We start from the raw sequence: 19,600 nt of genomic DNA, 5'->3' as shown, positions 1-19,600 counted from the left end.
TAAGACATGCACGACGTGCACGACATGCACGACGTGTGCGACGTGCACGACACGTACGCCATGCGAGACATGCGGCGGGGTCCGGCTGATACAGCCGGGCCCCGCCGTGCTGCGTGCGGCCCCGGCGCGTCAACCTGTAGCCGAGCGGGCGCGCTGCGTGGTGTGTCCTGGAAGTAATGCTTCCGCACAAGGAATTGACGCAACGTTGATCTGTCGTTCGCCGCCCGGGGGCAGCTCCGGGTGACGGACGGTAGATACCATGTGGCAATCGGTCAGTGCTGACTGACGCGTGCCGAGAGCGGAGAAGGGGTGGGGCGGCCGGAGCCGACCACGAGCCCGGCGCCGGGAAAGGGGAGTCGAATGGCCGGTAGGGAGTCGAGCGCCCAGGTGTGGGGTGCGGCGGTGGTGGTGGCGTCCGCGCTCGCCGTGGTCGCGGCCTATCTGATCAACGGGGCGATGCTGGTCCTGGTCGTCGCCGGGGTCGAGGTGCTGCTGCTCATGGTCTACGTGGGTCGCCGTTGGCGGGCGCTGCACCGGCCGGCCGCCCCGCGGGGGCACCGGCCGTCGGCCGTCACCCCGGACGCCGCGCACTGCGAGCGCTGCCGCCGGGCCCGCGAGGCGCTGGACGCCCGGCAGGCGCGTGGCCGCACCGCCGGGCCGGCGGTGGAGCCGTGGCCGGAGGCCGGCGCGGCGGACCACCCGCCGTACTCGCGCCGCCCGCAGGGCCGGGCGCCGTACGAGCGCCCCTGGACAGCGGAACGGGCGGTCGCCCGGTCCGTGGACCGCGCGGCCGCCCGCCGTGGCGCGCCGGGTTCAGCCGGCCGCGCTGTACGCCACCAGTGAGACCCCGACGTACTGCACGATGAACGCGCCCAGGGTGAAGGCGTGGAACACCTCGTGGAAGCCGAACCAGCGCGGTGACGGATTGGGCCGCTTGAGCCCGTACACCACGCCGCCGATGCTGTAGAGCACTCCGCCGACGATCATCAGTACCAGGACGGCGACGCCGCCGGCGTGCAGGAAGTCCGGCAGGAAGAAGGCGGCGGCCCAGCCGAGCGCGATGTACACCGGCGTGTACAGCCAGCGCGGCGCGCCGACCCAGAACACCCGGAACGCTATTCCGGCCAGCGCGCCGCCCCAGGCCACCCAGAGCAGCACCTGCTGGTCGGCGCCCTTGAGCAGCAGGATCGTGAACGGCGTGTAGGTGCCCGCGATGATCAGGAAGATGTTCGCGTGGTCCAGCCGCCGCAGCACGGCGTCCCCGCGCGGGCCCCAGTCGAAGCGGTGGTAGACCGCGCTGACCCCGAACAGCAGCCAGGCGCTGATCGAGTAGATCGCGCAGGCGATCTTGGCGGGGGTGGAGTCGGCCAGGCAGATCAGCACGATCCCGGCGGCGACGGTGGCGGGGAACATCCCGGCGTGCAGCCAGCCGCGCCACTTCGGCTTGCGTCCCGAGGCCTCGTTCTCCGCGCCCTCGTTCTCCGTGCTCTCGACGAGCTCAGCAGTCATGCGCAGCATGCTACCCGCTACCTACGGGGCCGTAGGTTACTGACGCGTAGGAAAGTGGCGATCATCACTCTTGGACGTTTTGGAGTGTTCGAGGTGCCTGCGGGGGCGTCCGGGCCGGGATGTGGACGACCTATTACTGGCCGGTAATCGTACTTACTGTAGTAAAAGATGAGTCAATTTCGACGCTGTGCCTCAGTTTGGCGTCGAAGCCGGAGCTACGCTGCAAGCACCCTCAGACCCCCGCTACGCCACCTCCTCGCCGAGATGGTGTGAAACGGAGCGATCGTGTCGTACGAGATCTCTGCTCTCAGCGCCTCCGCGCCCACCCGCCACCAGCGCCTGCTCGCGTGGGTGAACGAGATCGCCGAGCTCACCCAGCCGGACCGCATCGAGTGGTGCGACGGCTCCGACGAGGAGTACCAGCGCCTCGCGGACCTGCTGGTGGCTCAGGGCACCTTCAAGAAGCTCAACGAGGAAAAGCGCCCCAACTCCTACTACGCCGCCTCGGACCCGACGGACGTGGCGCGCGTGGAGGACCGCACCTACATCTGCTCCGAGCAGGAGAAGGACGCCGGTCCGACCAACAACTGGAAGGCCCCGGCCGAGATGCGGGAGGTCTTCCAGGGCGAGAAGGGACTGTTCCGCGGCGCGATGAAGGGCCGCACGATGTACGTCGTGCCCTTCTCGATGGGCCCGGTCGGTTCCCCGCTGGCCGCGTACGGCGTCGAGATCACCGACTCCGCCTACGTCGCCGTGTCGATGCGCGTGATGACCCGCATGGGCAAGGCGGTGCTGGACCAGCTCGGCGAGGACGGCGACTTCGTCAAGGCCGTGCACACCGTCGGCGCCCCGCTGGCCGAGGCCCAGGCGGACGTGCCGTGGCCGTGCAACAGCACCAAGTACATCTCGCACTTCCCGGAGACCCGGGAGATCTGGTCCTTCGGCTCCGGCTACGGCGGCAACGCCCTGCTCGGCAAGAAGTGCTACGCACTGCGCATCGCCTCGACCATGGCCCGTGACGAGGGCTGGCTGGCCGAGCACATGCTGATCCTGAAGCTCACCCCGCCGTCCGGCGAGGTCAAGTACGTCGCCGCCGCCTTCCCGTCGGCCTGCGGCAAGACCAACCTGGCCATGCTCCAGCCGACCGTCCCGGGCTGGAAGGTCGAGACGATCGGCGACGACATCGCCTGGATGCGCTTCGGCGCCGACGGCCAGCTCTACGCGATCAACCCCGAGGCCGGTTTCTTCGGCGTCGCCCCCGGCACCGGCGTGGACACCAACGCCAACGCCATCGACACCCTGTGGGGCAACACGGTCTTCACCAATGTCGCGCTGACCGACGACGGCGACGTGTGGTGGGAGGGCCTGACCGAGGAGCCCCCGGCGCACCTCACCGACTGGCGCGGCAACGACTGGACCCCCGAGTCCGGCACCCCGGCCGCCCACCCGAACGCCCGCTTCGCCGTCCCGGCCGCGCAGTGCCCGACCATCGCCCCCGAGTGGGAGGACCAGTCGGGCGTGCCGATCTCGGCGATCCTGTTCGGCGGCCGCCGCGCCACCGCCGTCCCGCTGGTGACCGAGTCCTTCACCTGGCAGCACGGCGTCTTCCTCGGCGCCAACATCGCGTCCGAGAAGACCGCCGCCGCCGAGGGCACCGTCGGCGAGCTGCGCCGCGACCCGTTCGCGATGCTGCCGTTCTGCGGCTACAACATGGGCGACTACTTCGCCCACTGGCTGAAGGTCGGCGCCCAGGCGGACGCCGAGAAGCTGCCGAAGATCTACTACGTCAACTGGTTCCGCAAGAACGCCGAGGGCGCGTTCGTCTGGCCGGGCTACGGCGAGAACAGCCGCGTCCTCAAGTGGATCGTCGAGCGCCTGGAGGGCACCGGCGAGGGCGTCGAGACCCCGATCGGCGTGCTGCCGACCGTCGACGGCTTCGACCTCGGCGACCTGAAGCTGTCCAAGGAGGACCTCGACCTGCTCTTCACCGTGGACGCCGACATCTGGCGCCAGGAGGCCGCGCTGGTGCCGGCCCACCTGGAGCTGTTCGGCGACCACACCCCGAAGGAGCTGTGGGACGAGTACCGGAGCCTCGTCGCGCGTCTCGGCTGAGCCTGAGCCTCAGCAGAGCGAGAGGCGGTCGCGCGGCACGAACCGCGCGCCCGCCGAGTGACAGGACGGCCGGAGTTCCCCCGGACGGTCTTTCCCCGACCAAGGAGACCGCCCGGGCCGGGACTCCGGCCGTAGTGCTTTCCCCGCGCGCCGGGCGCGGGGGTCGCGGCTGGGTGCAGCTGTTCCAGCGCTACGGCTGGGTGTAGCCGTTCAGGAAGTCGCCGATCCGGGTCACCGCGTCGGTGATCTCCTCCGCCCGGGGCAGCGTGACCAGCCGGAAGTGGTCCGGCTCGGGCCAGTTGAAGCCGGTGCCCTGGACCAGCAGGATGCGCTGGGAGCGCAGCAGGTCCAGCACCATCTGGGCGTCGTCCTTGATCTTGTAGACCTTCGGGTCCAGCCGCGGGAACGCGTACAGCGCGCCCTTGGGCTTGACGCAGCTGACCCCCGGGATCTCGTTGAGCAGCCGGTACGCCGCGTCGCGCGAGGCGAGCAGCCGCCCGCCGGGCAGCACCAGGTCGCGGATCGACTGCCGCCCTCCGAGCGCGGCGGCCACCGCGTGCTGGGCGGGCATGTTGGCGCACAGCCGCATCGAGGCCAGCACGGCCAGGCCCTCGATGTAGCTGTGGGCCCGCTGCCGGTCGCCGGAGAGCACCATCCAGCCGGAGCGGAAGCCCGCGACCCGGTACGCCTTGGACAGGCCGTTGAAGGTGACGCAGAAGAGGTCGGGCGCCAGGGTGGCCAGCGGGATGTGCTCGGCGTCGTCGTAGAGGATCTTGTCGTAGATCTCGTCCGCGTAGACCACCAGCCGGTGCCGGCGGGCGATCTCGACGATGCCCTCCAGCACCTCGCGCGGGTAGACCGCGCCGGTCGGGTTGTTCGGGTTGATCACCACGATGGCCCGGGTCCGGTCGGTGACCTTGGCCTCGATGTCGGCGAGGTCCGGGTACCACTCGGCCTGCTCGTCGCAGCGGTAGTGCACCGCGGTGCCGCCGGCCAGCGAGACCGAGGCGGTCCACAACGGGTAGTCGGGCGCCGGGACGAGCACCTCGTCGCCGTCGTCCAGCAGGGCGGTCATGGCCAGCTGGATCAGCTCGGAGACGCCGTTGCCGAGGAAGACGTCCTCGACGCTCAGCCCGTGCAGGCCGCGGTCCTCGTAGTGCATGACCACCGCGCGGCGGGCGGCGAGCAGGCCCTTGGAGTCGCCGTACCCGTGCGCGGTCGAGAGGTTGCGCAGGATGTCCTGGAGGATCTCCGGCGGTGCCTCGAAGCCGAAGACGGCGGGGTTGCCGGTGTTGAGCTTGAGGATGCGGTGGCCCTGTTCCTCCAGCCGCATCGCCTCGTCGAGTACCGGGCCGCGGATGTCGTAGCAGACATTGGCGAGCTTGCTGGACTGGATGACCTGCATGCCTGCCTACTTTAGGGGTACCTCCGGGCACTCCGGTGCGCGTCCCGGGACGCGCACCGGACCGCCCGGAGCGGCCTCCTTGGATCGGCAGGCGGGGCTGTCAGCCGACCTTCCAAACCAGGGGCGCGGTGTCCAGGATGTTCCCGTACGTGAGGAAGCTGGGCGGGGCCTCGTTCGGGACGAGATAGACGGCACACAGCTTGACGGACTGCCCGTCCGCGAGCGTGACCAGCGACCGGGTGTCGCACTGCGGGATCGCCTTCTGCAGGGTCGCGGCCGGCAGCGCGCCCGCCGAGTGGTCCTTGGGCTTCATCCAGACCCGCATCATGTAGGCGTCCTCGGCCAGCGGGGCGCCGGTGCGGTTGGTGAAGGAGACGGTGACGTAGTACGGCGTCTTGCCGCTGGTGGTCGTCGACGGGAGGTTGAACGGGGCGATCTCCGCGGCGGTGCCCTTGACGATCGAGACCGCGGCGGCGTCCACCACCGAGCTCTTGCCGACGTAGCGGCCGGCGCTGCCGAGCGGCAGCGGGCGGTCGTAGCTGACCTGGGTGACGTTGTTGCCGCCGGCGGTGACGGACGGCTGCGGTCCGGCCGGGGTGGTCGGGGCCGCCGGGGCGCCCGGGGTGGTGGGGGCCGCGGCGCCGGTCGGGGCGCCGGGAGCCGTGGCGGCGCCGGTGGGCGGCGCGGTCGGGGCGCTCGGGGCGGCCGCCGGGTCGGCGTTGTCCGGCCCGCAGGCCGACAGCGCCAGGACGAGGGCCGCCGCCGGTAGGCCGGCCGCGATTCTCCGGATGGACTGGGTCTTCGTCATGGTCGTTCCCCCGTTGGATGATGTGGTCGGTGCGCCCCGCCCGGTCCCCGGGTGCCGCACGGACGTGCGGGCGTTGATCGAAAAGGGGGTGCGCCGGTGATGGTAGCCGCAGTCGGTGCGGTGCTGGCCGGATTTCTGGTGGCTCCGCTGCTGCGCGGGCTGGTCGCCCGGTTCGCCGTGCCGGAGGGCGAACCCTGGTGCGGTGCCTGCCCGTTGTGCGGGCGCGAGGTGCGGCTGCTGCCGCCCACCGGGCGCTGTCCGGGCTGCCGGGAGCGGTTGGGCGCGGGGGCCTGGTCGGTGGAGCTGGTGGCGGCCGTGGTCGCCGCCGGGCTGGCGTACGCGGCGGACGGGCCGTCGGTCGCGGCGCTGGGCTGGGCGGCCGGGCTCGGCGTGGTACTCGGCTTCGTCGACGCCAGGGTGCGCCGGCTGCCGTACCGGCTGACCCTGCCGCTGGCCGGCGGGGTGGCCGCCCTGCTGTCGGTGGCGGCGCTGGTGGCGGGGCGCCCGGGGGTGCTGCTGCGCTGCCTGCTGGTGGCCCTCGCGGTCGGGGCGCTGCTCGAACTGGCGGTCTGGATCGGCGCGTTGGGCCCGGGTGATTCCCCGCTGGGGTTCGCGCTGGGCGGGCTGCTCGGCTGGTACGGCTGGCCGGTGGCGGTCGGCGGGCTGTTCGCCGCGGTGGTGCTCGCCGGGCTCTGGGCGATCCTGCGGGCCGCCGTCGCGCTGGCCCGCCGGCGCCCGGTGCGCGGGCTCGACCTCCCGGTCGGACCGTTCCTGCTGCTCGGCGCGCTGCTGGCGGTGCTGGCCCGGTAGCGCCCGGGCCCGGTGGCGCCCGGACCGGCCCGGACGCGGGAGGGCCCGCCGTACCGGGTCGGGTACGGCGGGCCCCGCCGCCGGCGCGCAGGCCCCACCCTCAAGGAGCGGCGCGCCGGTGGGGGATTGGCGGTGGGGGGTTACGGCATCTTGTGGACGAACGGGCCGACCGCGTTGGAGAACGCGTTGCCGTTGTTGGCGTCCCAGTTGGTGGACCAGGTCATCGCGCCGCGGATGGTCGGCCACTTGGCCGGCGGGACGAAGCTGCCGCAGTTGTTGCCGGTGGCCAGGCAGTCCAGCGCGTTGTTCACCACGGTCGGCGAGACGTAGCCGCCGCCGGCCGCCTTGGCGGAGGCGGGGACGCCGATGCCGACCTGGTCGGGCCGCAGGCCGCCCTGGATGTGGGTGCAGACCTGCGAGGTGATGAAGTCGATGGTGCCCTGGTTGTAGACCTTGCCGTCGCAGCCGTTCATGCCGCCCGAGTTGTAGAACTGGGTGTTGACGACGGTGAGGATGTCCTTGGTGTTCAGCGCCAGCTGGAAGTAGGCGCCGGCGGTGCTGTACATCCCGATCGTCTCGGGCGCCATGGTCAGGATGAAGCCGGGGCCGACCTTGGCCTGGAGGGTGTGCAGCGCGTTGCCGAGCGGGCCGGCCTGGACGCCGTTCTCCAGGTCGACGTCGATGCCGTCGAAGCCGTAGTCCTTGATGATCGCGTAGGCGCTGTTGGCGAAGTTGTTGCCGGCGGTGGCGTCGCCGACGGTGATCGCGCCGTTCTGGCCGCCGATGGAGAGGACGACCTTCTTGCCGGCCGCCTGCTTGGCCTTGATGTCGGCGCGGAACTGCGCGTCGCTGTAGCCGCCGAGGGCCTTGGACAGGCCGGGGTCGAGGGTGAAGCTGATCGCGCCGGTCTGGGTGGGCACGGAGTCGGCGAAGGACACCGCGATGATGTCGTAGGCGCTCTGCACGTCGCCGAGGCGCTGCGGGGTCGAGCCGTTGTCGAAGTTCTGCCAGTAGCCGGTGACCGCGTGCGCGGGCAGGCCGGTGGCGGGCGGGGTGGTGGAGGTCGCGGTGGCCGTGGGGGTCGGCGTGGCGGTCTGGGTGGGCGTCGCGGTCGGGGTGGCGGTGGCCGTCGGCGTGCCGGTCGCGGTGGGGGAGGAGGTCGCGGTGGGCGTGGCGGTCGGCGACGGGGTGGCGGTGGCGGTCGGGCTCGGGGTGGACGGGCCGCCGGGGCCGATCAGGCTCACGTCGTCGGCGAGGTAGGCGCTCTGGCCGTACCAGCCGTGCAGGTAGACGGTGACGCTGGTGGCGTTCGCGCCGGTGGTGAAGGTGGAGGACAGCTGGTTCCAGCTGTTCTGGTTCGACCAGTTGGACGGGTCGGTGCCGCCGGTGCCGCGCGCGCCGAGGTAGACGTACGGGCCCTGGACCCAGGCGCTCAGCGTGTAGCTGGTGTTGGGCAGCACGCTGATGGTCTGGGTGCACTCGGCGGTGTCGCCGGCGCCCGGGGTGGCCTGCAGTGCGCCGGTGCCGGAGTGGACCGGGGAGGAGACGGTGGTCGCCGCGCCGGCGCAGTTCCAGCCGCCCAGCCCGCTGTCGAAGCCGCCGTTGGTGACCAGGTTGCCGACGGCCGCGCTGGCGCCGCCGGCGAAGAGGGCCAGGCCGCCGCCGGCCAGGGCGAGGGCGGTGGCGCCGGCCGCGACGGCCGGGAGGGGGCTGCGCCGGCGCTTGTGCGCGGGCTGGTTCAGCGTACGGGCCATGGGGTGACGCTCCTGGGGAGGGAGCGGCCGCCGCGGTGGGGGGCGCGGCGGCCGCGTGTGGGGGAGGGGAGGTCCGTCGTGGTGCGTGGGGTCGTCGTACGTGGGGGTGGGCGACCGCGTCGGTGCATGGTTCGGTGCACGGTGGTGCGTGGGGGTGGGGCGGGACCGTGGGGTTCGTTCCGCCTTGGATCAAAAGCTGGACTAGACCATTGCCGGTCGTCAAGCATTGGACAGTCGGCTTACGGATTCTTTAAGGATTCGGAGACCGTTCCGTGTCCGCCGTCGGAGCTGCCGGGGAAGGCCCGCGACACGCCCGCCGGGACGGACTCCGTACAGGACCGTGACCAGACCGCTACCTGCGGCTTTACCGTGTGCCTGCCCGCCGGAGTAGGCTGCGCCGGGGCGTTGACGCACCAGCTGAACGAGCACGGAGGGGCCGGGAATCATGGGTCTGCGCGATGTCGCCGAACGGACGCCGGGTCTGCGTACCCTGCTGGGCGGGATGTACGGGCTCTACGGCCGCCGGGTCGAGGTCCACCTCGCCCGCACCCCGCACCACATCGGCGTGATCCTGGACGGCAACCGCCGCTGGGCGAAGGCCGCCGGGGGCACCACCGTGTACGGCCACCAGCGCGGCGCCGACAAGATCAGCGAGTTCCTCGGCTGGTGCGACGAGACCCACGTCAAGGTCGTCACCCTCTGGATGCTCTCCACCGACAACCTCGACCGCCCCGCCGACGAGCTCGTCCCGCTGCTGGGCATCATCGAGGACGCCGTCACCGGGCTGGCCGCCGCCCGCCGCTGGAAGGTCCACCCGGTCGGCGCGCTGGACCTGCTCCCGCAGCACACCGCCGACGTGCTCAAGCGGGCCGCCGAGGAGACCGCCGACATCGACGGCATCACGGTCAACGTCGCGGTCGGCTACGGGGGCCGGCACGAGATCGCCGACGCCGTCCGCTCGCTGCTCCAGGAGCACGCCGGGCGCGGCACCTCGATCGAGGAACTGGCCGAGATCCTCGACGTCGAGCACATCGCCGAGCACCTCTACACCCGCAACCAGCCCGACCCGGACCTGATCATCCGCACCTCGGGCGAGCAGCGCCTGTCCGGTTTCCTGCTCTGGCAGAGCGCGCACAGCGAGTTCTACTTCTGCGAGGCGTACTGGCCGGCCTTCCGCAAGGTCGACTTCCTGCGGGCGCTGCGGGCGTTCGAGCAGCGCAACCGGCGACTGGGCCTCTGAACGGGTGAAGTGACCGCCGTAGGGCTGGCCTACCCGGAGCCCTGGTGAGGCCAAACGTTCACCGGCAATGATCCGTCAGTTCGCCGGGGGCGCGAATGCACCGCCCCTCGCCTGGGAATACTCCAGGCAGTCCGGTCCCGAGGCCACCGGGGCAGCGGGGGCCGGCTTGCCGCGGATGACGCAGGGTCATCCGCTCTGGAGGCCTAGTGGTCAGTTCCAAGAGCCGCCGGACGCCAGACCGGCGCACGTACGTTCTCGACACCAGCGTGCTCCTGGCGGACCCGCTCGCCATGACCCGCTTCGAGGAGCACGAGGTCGTCCTGCCGGTGGTGGTCGTCACCGAGCTGGAGGCCAAGCGGCACCACCCGGAGCTGGGCTACTTCGCCCGCCAGGCGCTGCGACTGCTCGACGACTACCGCATCCGCCACGGCCGGCTCGACGAGCCGATCCCGGTCGGCGAGCTCGGCGGCACCATCAGGGTCGAGCTCAACCACTCCGACCTGTCGATACTGCCGGCCGGCTACCGGGTCGGCGGCGGCGAGGCGGACTCGCGGATCCTCGCGGTCGCCCGCAACCTCCAGGCTGAGGGGTACGACGTCACGGTCGTCTCCAAGGACCTGCCGCTGCGGATCAAGGCCAGCTCGGTGGGCCTGCTCGCCGAGGAGTACCGGGCCGAGCTCGCCATCACCTCCGGCTGGACGGGGATGTCCGAGCTGCACGTCCCGGCGGAGCAGGTGGACGCGCTGTTCGCGGCCGGCCACGACGCCGCGGTGGACGTCGAGGGGGCGGACGAGCTGCCGGTGCACACCGGGCTGGTGCTCACCTCGGAGCGCGGCCGGGCGCTCGGCCGGGTGACCGGCGACGGCCGGGTCCGGCTGGTGCGCGGCGAGCGCGAGGCGTTCGGACTGCGCGGGCGCAGCGCCGAGCAGCGGGTGGCGCTGGACCTGCTGCTCGATCCGGACGTCGGCATCGTCTCGATGGGCGGCCGGGCGGGCACCGGCAAGTCCGCGCTGGCGCTGTGCGCGGGGCTGGAGGCGGTGCTGGAGCGGGGGCAGCACCGCAAGGTGATGGTCTTCCGGCCGCTGTACGCGGTCGGCGGGCAGGAGCTCGGCTACCTGCCGGGCTCCGAGACGGAGAAGATGAGCCCCTGGGCGCAGGCGGTCTTCGACACCCTCTCCGCCGTCACCACCCCGGACGTGATCGAGGAGGTGATCTCCCGCGGGATGCTGGAGGTGCTGCCGCTGACCCACATCCGGGGTCGTTCGCTGCACGACGCCTTCGTGATCGTGGACGAGGCCCAGTCGCTGGAGCGGAACGTCCTGCTGACGGTGCTGTCCCGGATCGGCCAGGGTTCGCGGGTGGTGCTCACCCACGACGTGGCGCAGCGCGACAACCTCCGGGTGGGCCGGTACGACGGCGTGGTGGCGGTGGTGGAGAAGCTGAAGGGGCATCCGCTCTTCGCGCACATCACGCTCACCCGCTCGGAGCGTTCGCCGATCGCGGCGCTGGTCACGGAGATGCTGGAGGACATCCACCCGTGATCCGTCCCTGACCAGGACATAGTCGGACAATACGGTCAACTCTTGATGTGGGGCCCGCTCCTGACGGGGCGGGCCCTCATCCCTTTCATCACATCGAGTGCTTTCCGTCCGAAGAACTCCCGTGCGGTGAATGTGACGTGCGCCACGCGAACGGGAATTGCGTCGACAGCGTCCGGTGCGGCATGGTGAGGGTTCTGTCAGGCCCCGCGTACGGCGTGGCAGGGCTTCCGGACTCCACGAGTCCGGCCCCGGATGGTCCACCAACTCCGGTCGGTGGACGCATAATTGAAGACCGATGAGCCGTACGCCGCCCGATTCCAACGCCCGGTCGCCTCACCTCGGCCGGACGCCGGGCCAGCACCTCCCGTGACCAGAGCACCTGCGGAGGTCAGTGCCAAGGGGCATGTTGCGCCCGCACGGTCACGCGTGGGCGATGCTGGAAGGAATCCATGTGACTCGGATCTCGGTCCGGGGAGTCGCTGTGGCCTCCGCCACCGCCGTCACCGCTGTCGGTGCCGTCGTGGGTGTGGCCTCGGGCAGCGAGGGCAAGACGACGCAGACGGTCGACGTCGCGGGCGCGACCCTGCTTGCCGAAGTCCCCTCTGGCGCCCAGGCGCAGACCATCAGTGACAACATCGGCCAGCAGGCATCCGCCCAGCAGGCCTCCGCCGACGCCGCGGCCAAGGCCGCCGCCGAGCAGAAGGCCGCCGAGGAGGCCGCGCGCCAGAAGGCCGCCGCGGACGCCCAGGCGAAGGCCGATGCCCAGGCCAAGGCCGACGCGGACAAGGCTGCCAAGGCCGCCGAGGACAAGCGCAAGGCCGACGAGGCCGCTGCCAACCGTTCCAAGGCGCGTTCGGCGATGGCCGCCACCGACAACAGCGCCCCGCCGGTCTCGACCAGCCCCGGATCCGTCCAGGACATCGCCCGGCAGGTCGTCGGTGACGACACCCAGTTCCAGTGCTTCAGCCAGATCGTGAAGCGCGAGAGCGGCTGGGACTACACCGCGACCAACCGGAGCTCCGGCGCGTACGGCCTGGTCCAGGCGCTGCCCGGCACCAAGATGGCCTCGGCCGGTGCCGACTGGCGCACCAACCCGGCCACCCAGATCAAGTGGGGCCTGGGCTACATGAACAGCCGCTACGGCAGCCCCTGTGGCGCCTGGTCGTTCTGGCAGTCCCACAACTGGTACTAGGAGCAGCCACCGTCCGGCGGTGGACTCCCGTACGGCCCCCGGCCGCTCGTCTCGCCCGACGAGCGACCGGGGGCCTTCGCGTTCCCGCCCACCGGGAGCCGGGTCGGGCCGCGCCGCCCGGGCTGCGCTGACCAGTGCGCCTGCGGGCGGTGCGGGCCCGGTGCGGACGCGGGGCGCGGGAAGGGGTCCTGGTCGCTTCCCGCACCGGCCGGTCCGCCGACAGTTGGTCCGTGGTCCGAGGCCTCGCTCTCCCCTGGGGGCCTCGTCCCGACTCCTCCCCAGCGATCTCGGTCCGAAACCATCTGAAACCTGGCGTTTTGCCCCGGTTTGATGGCGAGGTTGTTCGAGCCGAACCTGGCGGGGGCCGGACTGGCCGGGCCGCCGCCGGGTAGCGTCATCCCTGACGGCCGTGGCGGGACCCACGGCGTACCGCCGGGCACGGCGGCTCAGCAGGGGAGCGGTGGTAGCGAGGATGGCGCGGGGCGGAAAGGCCTTCAAGGCCGTGGCCAAGGGCATGGCCGTGGTGGCGAGCGCGGCCGCCGTGATCGAACGGCGCCGGCGCGCCGCGATGGCGGCCGATCCGCACGAGCTCGCCGTCCCCGCACTGGCCGAGGCGCCCGATCCGGTGCCGGCCCCGCGGGTCGAACCCGCCGCGGTGCCGGCCGCCGCCCCGGCGGCCCCCTCGCCGGTGGCACCGCCCGGCCTGGCGCGGGATTACCACCCCGGCCGGCCCGCCACCCCGGCCGAGGCCGTGCCCTGGGGGCTGCGGGTGGCCGCCGAGTCGACCTGGCGGCTGCTGCTGCTCGGCGGCGCGCTCTACGTCGTCTTCTACATCGTCGACATGCTGCGGCTGGTCGCCTTCGCGGTGCTGGCCTCGCTGCTGATCTCCGCGCTGCTGGAGCCGACGGTCTCCTGGCTGCGTCGGCACGGGGTGCCGCGCTCGCTGGCGGCGGGCGGGGTGTTCCTGAGCGGTCTGGCCGGAATCGGGCTGGTCGGCTGGTTCGTGGTCTGGCAGGTGTCCACCAACCTGTCGACGGTCACCAGCAAGGTGAAGGACGGCGTCGACCAGCTGCGGGACTGGCTGAGCACCGGGCCGCTGCACCTGACCCAGCAGCAGATCAACGACTACGCCGACCAGATCGGCAAGGCGATCACCACCAACACCGACCAGATCACCTCGGCCAGCCTGACCGGCGCGCAGATCGCCGTCGAGGTGCTGACCGCCGTGGCGCTGGCCTTCTTCACCACCTTCTTCTTCCTCTACGACGGCGCGCGGATCTGGAACTGGGCGCTGCGCGGACTGCCCCGGCACTCCCGCTTCGCCATGGCCGGCGCCGGCCCGAAGGCCTGGGCGACGCTCACCGCGTACGTGCGCGGCACCGTCTGCGTGGCCTTCATCGACGCGGTCTGCATCGGCATCGGCATCGACCTGCTGGGCGTGCCGATGGCGATGCCGCTGGCCGTGATCATCTTCCTGGGCGCCTTCGTCCCGCTGGTCGGCGCACTCGTCACCGGCACGGTCGCGATGCTGATCGCCCTGGTCACCGAGGGGCCGTGGACGGCGCTGATGGTGCTGATCGTGCTGGTCGCGGTGATGCAGATAGAGAGCCACATCCTGCAGCCGCTGATCCTCGGCCGGGCCGTCCGGGTGCACCCGCTGGGCGTCGTCCTCGGCGTCGCGGCCGGCGGCATCATCGGCGGCATCGGCGGTGCGGTGGTGGCCGTCCCGCTGATCGCCGTCACCAACACCGTGATCACCCACCTGCGCCGCCGCAACGAGGCCGGCCAGGCCGTCTTCACCGCCATGGAGGCCGCCCGCGAGGCCGCGGGCCGCACCTCCGCAGCCCCGGCCGCGGACGGCTGAGGCCGAAGCACAACGCCGACGGGCCCTCCCGGACGTGGTGTCCGGGAGGGCCCGTCGGCGTTGGTGCGGGGTCCGTCAGGCGCCGGCGGCGGCGAGGGCGGCCTCGGAGTCGAGGACGCCCGCCACGGCCTGGAGGACGGCGGCGATCTTCATCGAGGCCTGGACGACCTCGCGCTCGACACCGGCCTTGCGCAGCACGGCCTCGTGCGAGTCGAGGCACTGGCCGCAGCCGTTGATGGCCGAGACGGCGAAGCACCAGAGCTCGAAGTCGACCTTCTCGACGCCCGGGGTGCCGATGATGTTCATCCGCAGACCGGCCCGCATCGTGCTGTACTCCTTGTCGGAGAGCAGGTGCAGCGTCCGGTAGTAGACGTTGTTCATCCCCATGATCGCGGCCGCGCCCTTGGCGGCGGTGTACGCCTCCGGGGAGAGGTTGGCCTTGGCCTCGGGCTCCAGCTCACGCAGCACGGCGGCGCTGCGGGTGGCCATCGCGCAGGACAGCACGGTGCCCCAGAGCTGCTGGGCGGGGAGGTCGGAGTTGCCGATGACCGAGCCCAGGTTGAGCTTGAGGTCCTTGGCGTAGTCCGGGAGGGCGGCCTTCAGGTCGTCGAGGGCCATGGGTCAGCCCGCCAGCAGGGCCTGGGCGTCGAGGGTGTCCTCGCCCTTGGTCCAGTTGCACGGGCACAGCTCGTCGGTCTGCAGGGCGTCCAGCACCCGCAGGACCTCCTTGGGGTTACGGCCGACGGAGCCGGCGGTCACCATGACGAACTGGATCTCGTTGTTCGGGTCGACGATGAACACCGCGCGCTGGGCGGTGCCGTCGGCGCCCTCGACGCCGCAGGCGCGCATCAGGTCGTGCTTGACGTCGGCCAGCATCGGGAAGGGCAGGTCGCGCAGGTCCTTGTGGTCCTTGCGCCAGGCGTGGTGCACGAACTCGGAGTCGCCGGAGACGCCGAGGATCTGGGCGTCGCGGTCCGCGAACTCGTCGTTCAGCTTGCCGAACGCGGCGATCTCGGTCGGGCAGACGAAGGTGAAGTCCATCGGCCAGAAGAAGACGATCTTCCACTTGCCCTCGTAGGACTTGTGGTTGATCTCGGCGAAGGCGTTCGCGGCGTCCAGGTCGACGCAGGCGTTGAGTTCGAACTCGGGGAACTTGTCACCGATCGTGAGCACGTTCGCTTCTCCTGAAGTGAGACTGAGGGGAGTTTTGTCCGGATTCCGGACACCTCCTACGGTTCCACATCGTGGACTGATCAGGGAAATAGCTACACTTGATGTGTCTGATCGGAGATGGCTATCAGTATCGAACCGCCCACGTCGCGGCCCCGCCCCCGCAGGGGCGCCGCCGCCAAACCCGAGGCCGCTGTGGCGAGCGCCACAGTCCGCAGCCCCCGGGCGCCGACCGTCGCCCAGCTCAAGGCCTTCCTCGCGGTCGCCGAGCACCGGCACTTCCGGGAGGCGGCCGCCGCCACCGGGACCAGCCAGCCGGCCCTGTCCGGGGCGGTCGCGGCACTGGAGGAGTCGCTGGGCGCGCAGCTGGTCGAGCGTACGACGCGCAGGGTGATTATCACCCCCCTGGGTGAGCGCGTGCGCGAGCACGCACGCCGGGTGCTCGCCTCGCTGCAAGCCCTCACCGAGGAGGTCGAGGCCGCCCGCCGCCCGTTCACCGGGCCGCTGCACCTCGGCGTCATCCCGACCGTCGCGCCCTACCTGCTGCCCACCGTGCTGCGGCTGGTCCGCGACCGCTTCCCGGAGCTGGAACTGCACGTCCACGAGGAGCGCACCCCCGCGCTGCTGGAGGGGCTGGCCGCCGGGCGGCTGGACGTCCTGCTGCTCGCGCTCCCGGCCGGCGGCACCTCGCCGACCCGCGACATCCCGCTGTTCGACGAGGACTTCGTCCTGGTCACCCCGCCCGACCACCCGCTCGCCGGGCGGATCGACGTCCCGCGCGACGTGCTGCTCGACCTGGACGTGCTGCTGCTGGAGGAGGGCCACTGCCTGCGCGACCAGGCCCTCGACATCTGCCGTGAGGTCGGCGCCGATCCCGGGGGCTCCACCACCCGCGCGGCCGGCCTGTCCACCCTGGTCCAGCTGGTCGCCGGCGGCCTCGGGGTGACGCTGCTGCCCGCCACCGCGCTGGACGTCGAGGCCGGCCGCACCGACCGGCTGGCCGCCGTCCGCTTCGCCGCCCCGACCCCCGGCCGCCGGATCGGGCTGGCCACCCGCCCGGGCTCGGCCCGCAGCGCCGAGTACGAGCGCTTCGCGGCCGCGCTGCGCGAGGTGCTGGCCGAACTCCCGGTCCGGATCGCCTCCTAGCGGCCTGCGGCCTTACGGGGTTACGGCTTCGCCGGGGCGCCGAGGCAGAGTCCGACCGTGGTGGCCACCAGCAGGTCCAGGGCCCGCAGGGTGCCGTGGTCGGGCTGCTCGCCGGGCGCGCGCAGGGCCAGGTAGCGGTCGGTGAGGCCGTCGAAGCCGGTGAGGAAGTGGACGGCGATCTCCTCGGCGGGCGTGGCCAGTTCGAGGCCGTGCGCCTCGGCGAGGGTGGTGAGCATCTCCGCCGCGGTGCGCTCGATCCCGTGCTGGAGCGCCCGCATGATCTCCTGGAGGTCCGGGTCGCGCATCGCCAGCGCCGCGAACTCGCTCAGCAGCAGGCAGCGCCCGTCCGTGCCGGTCGAGCTCTCCCAGAGCGCGTGGACCAGTGTGGCGACCTGCTCGCCGAAGGAGCCGTCGCCCGGGTAGGCGGCGCGGACGTGGCCGATGAACTCGGCGGTCAGCTGCTCGACGACGGCCCGGTAGAGGTCCTTCTTGGTGCCGAAGGTGTAGTGCACCGTCGCCTGCGCCACGCCCAGCTCGGCCGCGATCGCCCGGGTGCTGCCGGCGGCGACCCCCTCCCGGGTCATCAGGTCGAGGGCGGCCTGGACCAGTTGCGGTCGGCGTTCGGAGGCGGGGACATGAGCCATCCAGCCAGGGTATCGCCATGGTCGGACAACTGCGTCGAGCGATTCCGTCGCTCGATTCTGTCGGCTAACTTTGTCGCCTGACAATGTTGCGCGTACGGTGGGCCGCGACCTGTTCAGGCACCTGCCTGCCCGACGATCTGACCGAGGGGTCACCCATGGCCACGTACCTCTACCGACTGGGCCGCTACTGCTTCCGGAGACGGCGGGCGGTGCTGGCGGTCTGGATCGCCGTGCTGATCGCGGTCGGCGGGGCCGCGGGTGCCTTCGCCGGCAAGACCAGCGACGAGTTCAAGGTGCCGGGCACCGAGGCGCAGACCACCCTGGACCGGATCAAGGACACCTTCCCGGAGCAGGGCCACGGCTCCGCCCAGGTCGTCTTCGCGGCCCCCGCGCCCGGCGGCGCCACCACGCCCGAGGCGGGCAGGGCGGTCAGCGAGACGGTCGCCCGGATCGCCGCCGTCCCCGGCGTGGCCGCGGTGCCCGACCCGTACGCCACCCACGCCGTCTCACCGGACGGCCGGGTCGCTATCGCCCTGGTCTCCTTCGACCACAAGCTCGCCGACGTCACCGACCAGCAGCGCGAGGCCGTCAAGGCCGCCGCCGAACCGGCCCGCGCGGCCGGGTTGGACGTCGCCTTCGGCGGCGACGCGTACAACCGGATGGCGCAGGTCGACGGCGGCGAGGCGATCGGTCTGGCCATCGCCGGGGTGGTCCTGGTGATCACCCTCGGCTCGTTGGTCGCCGCCGGGCTGCCGCTGCTGACCGCCCTGGTCGGGGTCGGCGTGGCGATGGCCGCGATCATGGCGCTGTCCGGCTCGTTCGAGATCATCACCACCGCGCCGGTGCTGGCCCTGATGGTCGGTCTCGCCGTCGGCATCGACTACGCGCTGTTCATCCTCTCCCGGCACCGCCGCCACCTGGACGAGGGCCTGGAGCCGGACGAGGCCGCCGCCCGCGCCACCGCCACCGCCGGCAGCGCCGTCGTCTTCGCCGGCCTCACCGTCGTCGTGGCGCTCGCCGGGCTCGCCGTCGCCGGCGTCCCCTTCCTGACCGTGATGGGCCTGGCCGCCTCCGGCGCCGTCGTGGTGGCCGTCCTGGTCGCGATCACGCTGCTGCCCGCGCTGCTCGGCTTCGCCGGCCGCGCCATCGACCGGCTGCCGGTCTGGAAGCGGGCGCTGCGCACCGGCGGCCGCACCACCCTGGGCGAGCGTTGGGGCCGCTTCGTGGTCCGCCGCCCGCTGGCCGTGCTGCTCGTCGGACTGGCCGGACTGGGCCTGCTCGCGGTGCCCGCAGCCAGCCTCCAGCTCGGCCTGCCGGGCGGCGGTTCGCAGGCCGCCGGCACCGATGCGCGCAAGGCCTACGACCTGGTCGGCGAGAGCTTCGGGCCGGGCTTCAACGCGCCGCTGGTGGTCGTCGTGGACGCCGGGGGCGCGCCGCAGCCGGAGCAGGCGGTGCAGGGGGTGGCGGCCAGGCTGCAGACCCTGCCGGGCGTGCGGACACTGCTGCCCCCGGCCGTCGACCAGGCCGGTCGCACCGCCCTGCTCACCGTCATCCCGCAGACCGGACCGGACGACGCCGGCACCAGGACACTGGTCAACGAGATCCGCGACCAGCGCGCGCCGCTCAAGACCTCGACCGGCGCGGACATCGCCGTCACCGGCACCACCGCCGCCAACATCGACGTCTCCACCAAGCTCGGCCAGGCACTGCCGCCGTTCCTCGCGGTGATCGTCGGCATCGCGGTGGTGCTGCTGGCGCTGGCGTTCCGCTCGGTGCTCGTCCCGCTCAAGGCGGTGGCCGGCTTCCTGCTCAGCATCACCGCCTCGCTCGGCGCGGTGGTCGCGGTCTACCAGTGGGGCTGGCTGGACGGCCTGATCGACGTGCCGAAGGTCGGGCCGGTGGTGAGCTTCGTGCCGATCCTGCTGATCGGCGTGCTGTTCGGGCTGGCGATGGACTACGAGCTGTTCCTGGTCTCCGGGATGAAGGAGCAGTACGTCCACGGGAAGGCGCCGCGGGACGCCGTGGTGGCCGGGGTGCGCGGCGGCGCCCGGGTGGTCACGGCGGCGGCGCTGATCATGGTGTCGGTGTTCGGCTCGTTCGTCTTCGGCCACGACCCGATCGTGCAGCCGATCGGCTTCGCCCTCGCGGTGGGCGTGCTGGTGGACGCCTTCGTGGTGCGGATGGCGCTGGTGCCGGCCGCGATGGCGCTGTTCGGCAAGGCCGCCTGGTGGTTCCCGAAGCGGCTGGAGAAGGTCGTACCGCGGGTCGACATGGAGGGCGAGCAGCTGATCGCGCGGCTGGAGCCGGCGGAGCAGCCGGCGAAGGAGTCCGCCGGGGTCTGAACCGCTCCCGGGCGCCCGCAGCCACCCGTTGAGCCGCGGCAGCCGTGGCTCGACGAGCGGCCG

16 protein-coding genes are annotated in these 19,600 nt (G+C 72.1%); 9 read left to right on the top strand and 7 right to left on the bottom strand.

Features of this window, described 5'->3' with window-relative positions:
* Positions 1 to 360 precede the first annotated feature (360 nt).
* Positions 361 to 843, top strand: a complete 483-nt coding sequence (locus A6F73_RS13345; protein ID WP_159398445.1) for a hypothetical protein — start codon at positions 361 to 363, stop codon at positions 841 to 843.
* Here A6F73_RS13345 and A6F73_RS13340 read toward each other — a convergent pair.
* Positions 814 to 1,509 carry a hemolysin III family protein gene (locus A6F73_RS13340; RefSeq protein ID WP_063351175.1) on the bottom strand — a complete coding sequence of 232 codons (696 nt, stop codon included), beginning with the start codon at positions 1,507 to 1,509 and terminating at the stop codon, positions 814 to 816. The genes A6F73_RS13345 and A6F73_RS13340 overlap by 30 nt on opposite strands.
* 285 nt (positions 1,510 to 1,794) lie before the next feature.
* Between A6F73_RS13340 and A6F73_RS13335 the strand changes: the two genes are divergently transcribed.
* Positions 1,795 to 3,621 (top strand): phosphoenolpyruvate carboxykinase (GTP), encoded by a 1,827-nt coding sequence (locus tag A6F73_RS13335; protein WP_063347999.1) that lies wholly within the window; start codon positions 1,795 to 1,797, stop codon positions 3,619 to 3,621.
* Between the two features lie 190 nt (positions 3,622 to 3,811).
* Here A6F73_RS13335 and A6F73_RS13330 read toward each other — a convergent pair whose 3' ends face one another.
* Positions 3,812 to 5,026, bottom strand: a complete 1,215-nt coding sequence (locus tag A6F73_RS13330; RefSeq protein WP_063347998.1) for a pyridoxal phosphate-dependent aminotransferase — start codon at positions 5,024 to 5,026, stop codon at positions 3,812 to 3,814.
* A gap of 100 nt (positions 5,027 to 5,126) precedes the next feature.
* Positions 5,127 to 5,834, bottom strand: coding sequence for a hypothetical protein (locus A6F73_RS13325; RefSeq protein WP_063347997.1), 708 nt, complete (start codon positions 5,832 to 5,834; stop codon positions 5,127 to 5,129).
* A 96-nt stretch (positions 5,835 to 5,930) separates the two neighbouring features.
* On the opposite strand from A6F73_RS13325, the gene A6F73_RS13320 reads away from it, so the two are divergent.
* On the top strand, positions 5,931 to 6,644 hold the full coding sequence (locus A6F73_RS13320; RefSeq protein ID WP_159398444.1) for a prepilin peptidase: 714 nt from the start codon (positions 5,931 to 5,933) through the stop codon (positions 6,642 to 6,644).
* A gap of 140 nt (positions 6,645 to 6,784) precedes the next feature.
* On the opposite strand, the gene A6F73_RS13315 is transcribed toward A6F73_RS13320, so the two are convergent.
* Entirely contained in the window at positions 6,785 to 8,398 is a 1,614-nt protein-coding gene (locus A6F73_RS13315; RefSeq protein WP_063347995.1) for a glycosyl hydrolase family 18 protein, read from the bottom strand.
* 445 nt (positions 8,399 to 8,843) lie between these two features.
* Here A6F73_RS13315 and A6F73_RS13310 point away from each other — a divergent pair, with 445 nt between their 5' ends.
* From A6F73_RS13310 to A6F73_RS13295, 4 genes are all read left to right on the top strand, one after another.
* Positions 8,844 to 9,638: an isoprenyl transferase gene (locus A6F73_RS13310; RefSeq protein WP_208869076.1), complete on the top strand. Its 795-nt coding sequence runs from the start codon at positions 8,844 to 8,846 to the stop codon at positions 9,636 to 9,638.
* Positions 9,639 to 9,844: 206 nt separating this feature from the next.
* Complete coding sequence (locus A6F73_RS13305) at positions 9,845 to 11,179, top strand: PhoH family protein (protein WP_063347994.1); 1,335 nt, start codon at positions 9,845 to 9,847, stop codon at positions 11,177 to 11,179.
* 433 nt (positions 11,180 to 11,612) lie between these two features.
* Positions 11,613 to 12,371: a transglycosylase SLT domain-containing protein gene (locus A6F73_RS13300; protein WP_208869075.1), complete on the top strand. Its 759-nt coding sequence runs from the start codon at positions 11,613 to 11,615 to the stop codon at positions 12,369 to 12,371.
* A gap of 472 nt (positions 12,372 to 12,843) precedes the next feature.
* Positions 12,844 to 14,235, top strand: coding sequence for an AI-2E family transporter (locus A6F73_RS13295; RefSeq protein ID WP_079135652.1), 1,392 nt, complete (start codon positions 12,844 to 12,846; stop codon positions 14,233 to 14,235).
* Between the two features lie 75 nt (positions 14,236 to 14,310).
* Here A6F73_RS13295 and A6F73_RS13290 read toward each other — a convergent pair whose 3' ends face one another.
* Together A6F73_RS13290 and A6F73_RS13285 are read right to left on the bottom strand one after the other, a co-directional pair.
* Positions 14,311 to 14,853, bottom strand: coding sequence for an alkyl hydroperoxide reductase (locus A6F73_RS13290; protein ID WP_063347992.1), 543 nt, complete (start codon positions 14,851 to 14,853; stop codon positions 14,311 to 14,313).
* A gap of 3 nt (positions 14,854 to 14,856) precedes the next feature.
* Complete coding sequence (locus A6F73_RS13285) at positions 14,857 to 15,408, bottom strand: peroxiredoxin (RefSeq protein WP_063347991.1); 552 nt, start codon at positions 15,406 to 15,408, stop codon at positions 14,857 to 14,859.
* A gap of 192 nt (positions 15,409 to 15,600) precedes the next feature.
* Here A6F73_RS13285 and A6F73_RS13280 point away from each other — a divergent pair, with 192 nt between their 5' ends.
* Positions 15,601 to 16,551 carry a LysR substrate-binding domain-containing protein gene (locus tag A6F73_RS13280; protein ID WP_063347990.1) on the top strand — a complete coding sequence of 317 codons (951 nt, stop codon included), beginning with the start codon at positions 15,601 to 15,603 and terminating at the stop codon, positions 16,549 to 16,551.
* A 20-nt stretch (positions 16,552 to 16,571) separates the two neighbouring features.
* Here the strand turns inward: A6F73_RS13280 and A6F73_RS13275 are convergent, their stop codons facing one another.
* Positions 16,572 to 17,195, bottom strand: a complete 624-nt coding sequence (locus A6F73_RS13275; RefSeq protein ID WP_063347989.1) for a TetR family transcriptional regulator — start codon at positions 17,193 to 17,195, stop codon at positions 16,572 to 16,574.
* Between the two features lie 155 nt (positions 17,196 to 17,350).
* Here A6F73_RS13275 and A6F73_RS13270 point away from each other — a divergent pair, with 155 nt between their 5' ends.
* Positions 17,351 to 19,537: an MMPL family transporter gene (locus A6F73_RS13270; protein WP_063347988.1), complete on the top strand. Its 2,187-nt coding sequence runs from the start codon at positions 17,351 to 17,353 to the stop codon at positions 19,535 to 19,537.
* Positions 19,538 to 19,600: the final 63 nt, after the last annotated feature.

This window comes from Streptomyces sp. MJM8645 (genome assembly GCF_001625365.1).
Lineage (GTDB): Bacteria > Actinomycetota > Actinomycetes > Streptomycetales > Streptomycetaceae > Kitasatospora.
This window is presented reverse-complemented; position numbering and strand designations above follow the sequence as displayed.

Excerpts from the sequence above, each read along its gene's own strand:
- A6F73_RS13345 (WP_159398445.1), top strand. The coding sequence starts at position 361 with ATGGCCGGTAGGGAGTCGAGCGCCCAGGTGTGGGGTGCGGCGGTGGTG.
- A6F73_RS13340 (WP_063351175.1), bottom strand. The coding sequence starts at position 1,509 with ATGACTGCTGAGCTCGTCGAGAGCACGGAGAACGAGGGCGCGGAGAAC.
- A6F73_RS13330 (WP_063347998.1), bottom strand. The coding sequence starts at position 5,026 with ATGCAGGTCATCCAGTCCAGCAAGCTCGCCAATGTCTGCTACGACATC.
- A6F73_RS13325 (WP_063347997.1), bottom strand. The coding sequence starts at position 5,834 with ATGACGAAGACCCAGTCCATCCGGAGAATCGCGGCCGGCCTACCGGCG.
- A6F73_RS13315 (WP_063347995.1), bottom strand. The coding sequence starts at position 8,398 with ATGGCCCGTACGCTGAACCAGCCCGCGCACAAGCGCCGGCGCAGCCCC.
- A6F73_RS13310 (WP_208869076.1), top strand. The coding sequence starts at position 8,844 with ATGGGTCTGCGCGATGTCGCCGAACGGACGCCGGGTCTGCGTACCCTG.
- A6F73_RS13300 (WP_208869075.1), top strand. The coding sequence starts at position 11,613 with ATGCTGGAAGGAATCCATGTGACTCGGATCTCGGTCCGGGGAGTCGCT.
- A6F73_RS13295 (WP_079135652.1), top strand. The coding sequence starts at position 12,844 with ATGGCGCGGGGCGGAAAGGCCTTCAAGGCCGTGGCCAAGGGCATGGCC.
- A6F73_RS13290 (WP_063347992.1), bottom strand. The coding sequence starts at position 14,853 with ATGGCCCTCGACGACCTGAAGGCCGCCCTCCCGGACTACGCCAAGGAC.
- A6F73_RS13275 (WP_063347989.1), bottom strand. The coding sequence starts at position 17,195 with ATGGCTCATGTCCCCGCCTCCGAACGCCGACCGCAACTGGTCCAGGCC.
- A6F73_RS13270 (WP_063347988.1), top strand. The coding sequence starts at position 17,351 with ATGGCCACGTACCTCTACCGACTGGGCCGCTACTGCTTCCGGAGACGG.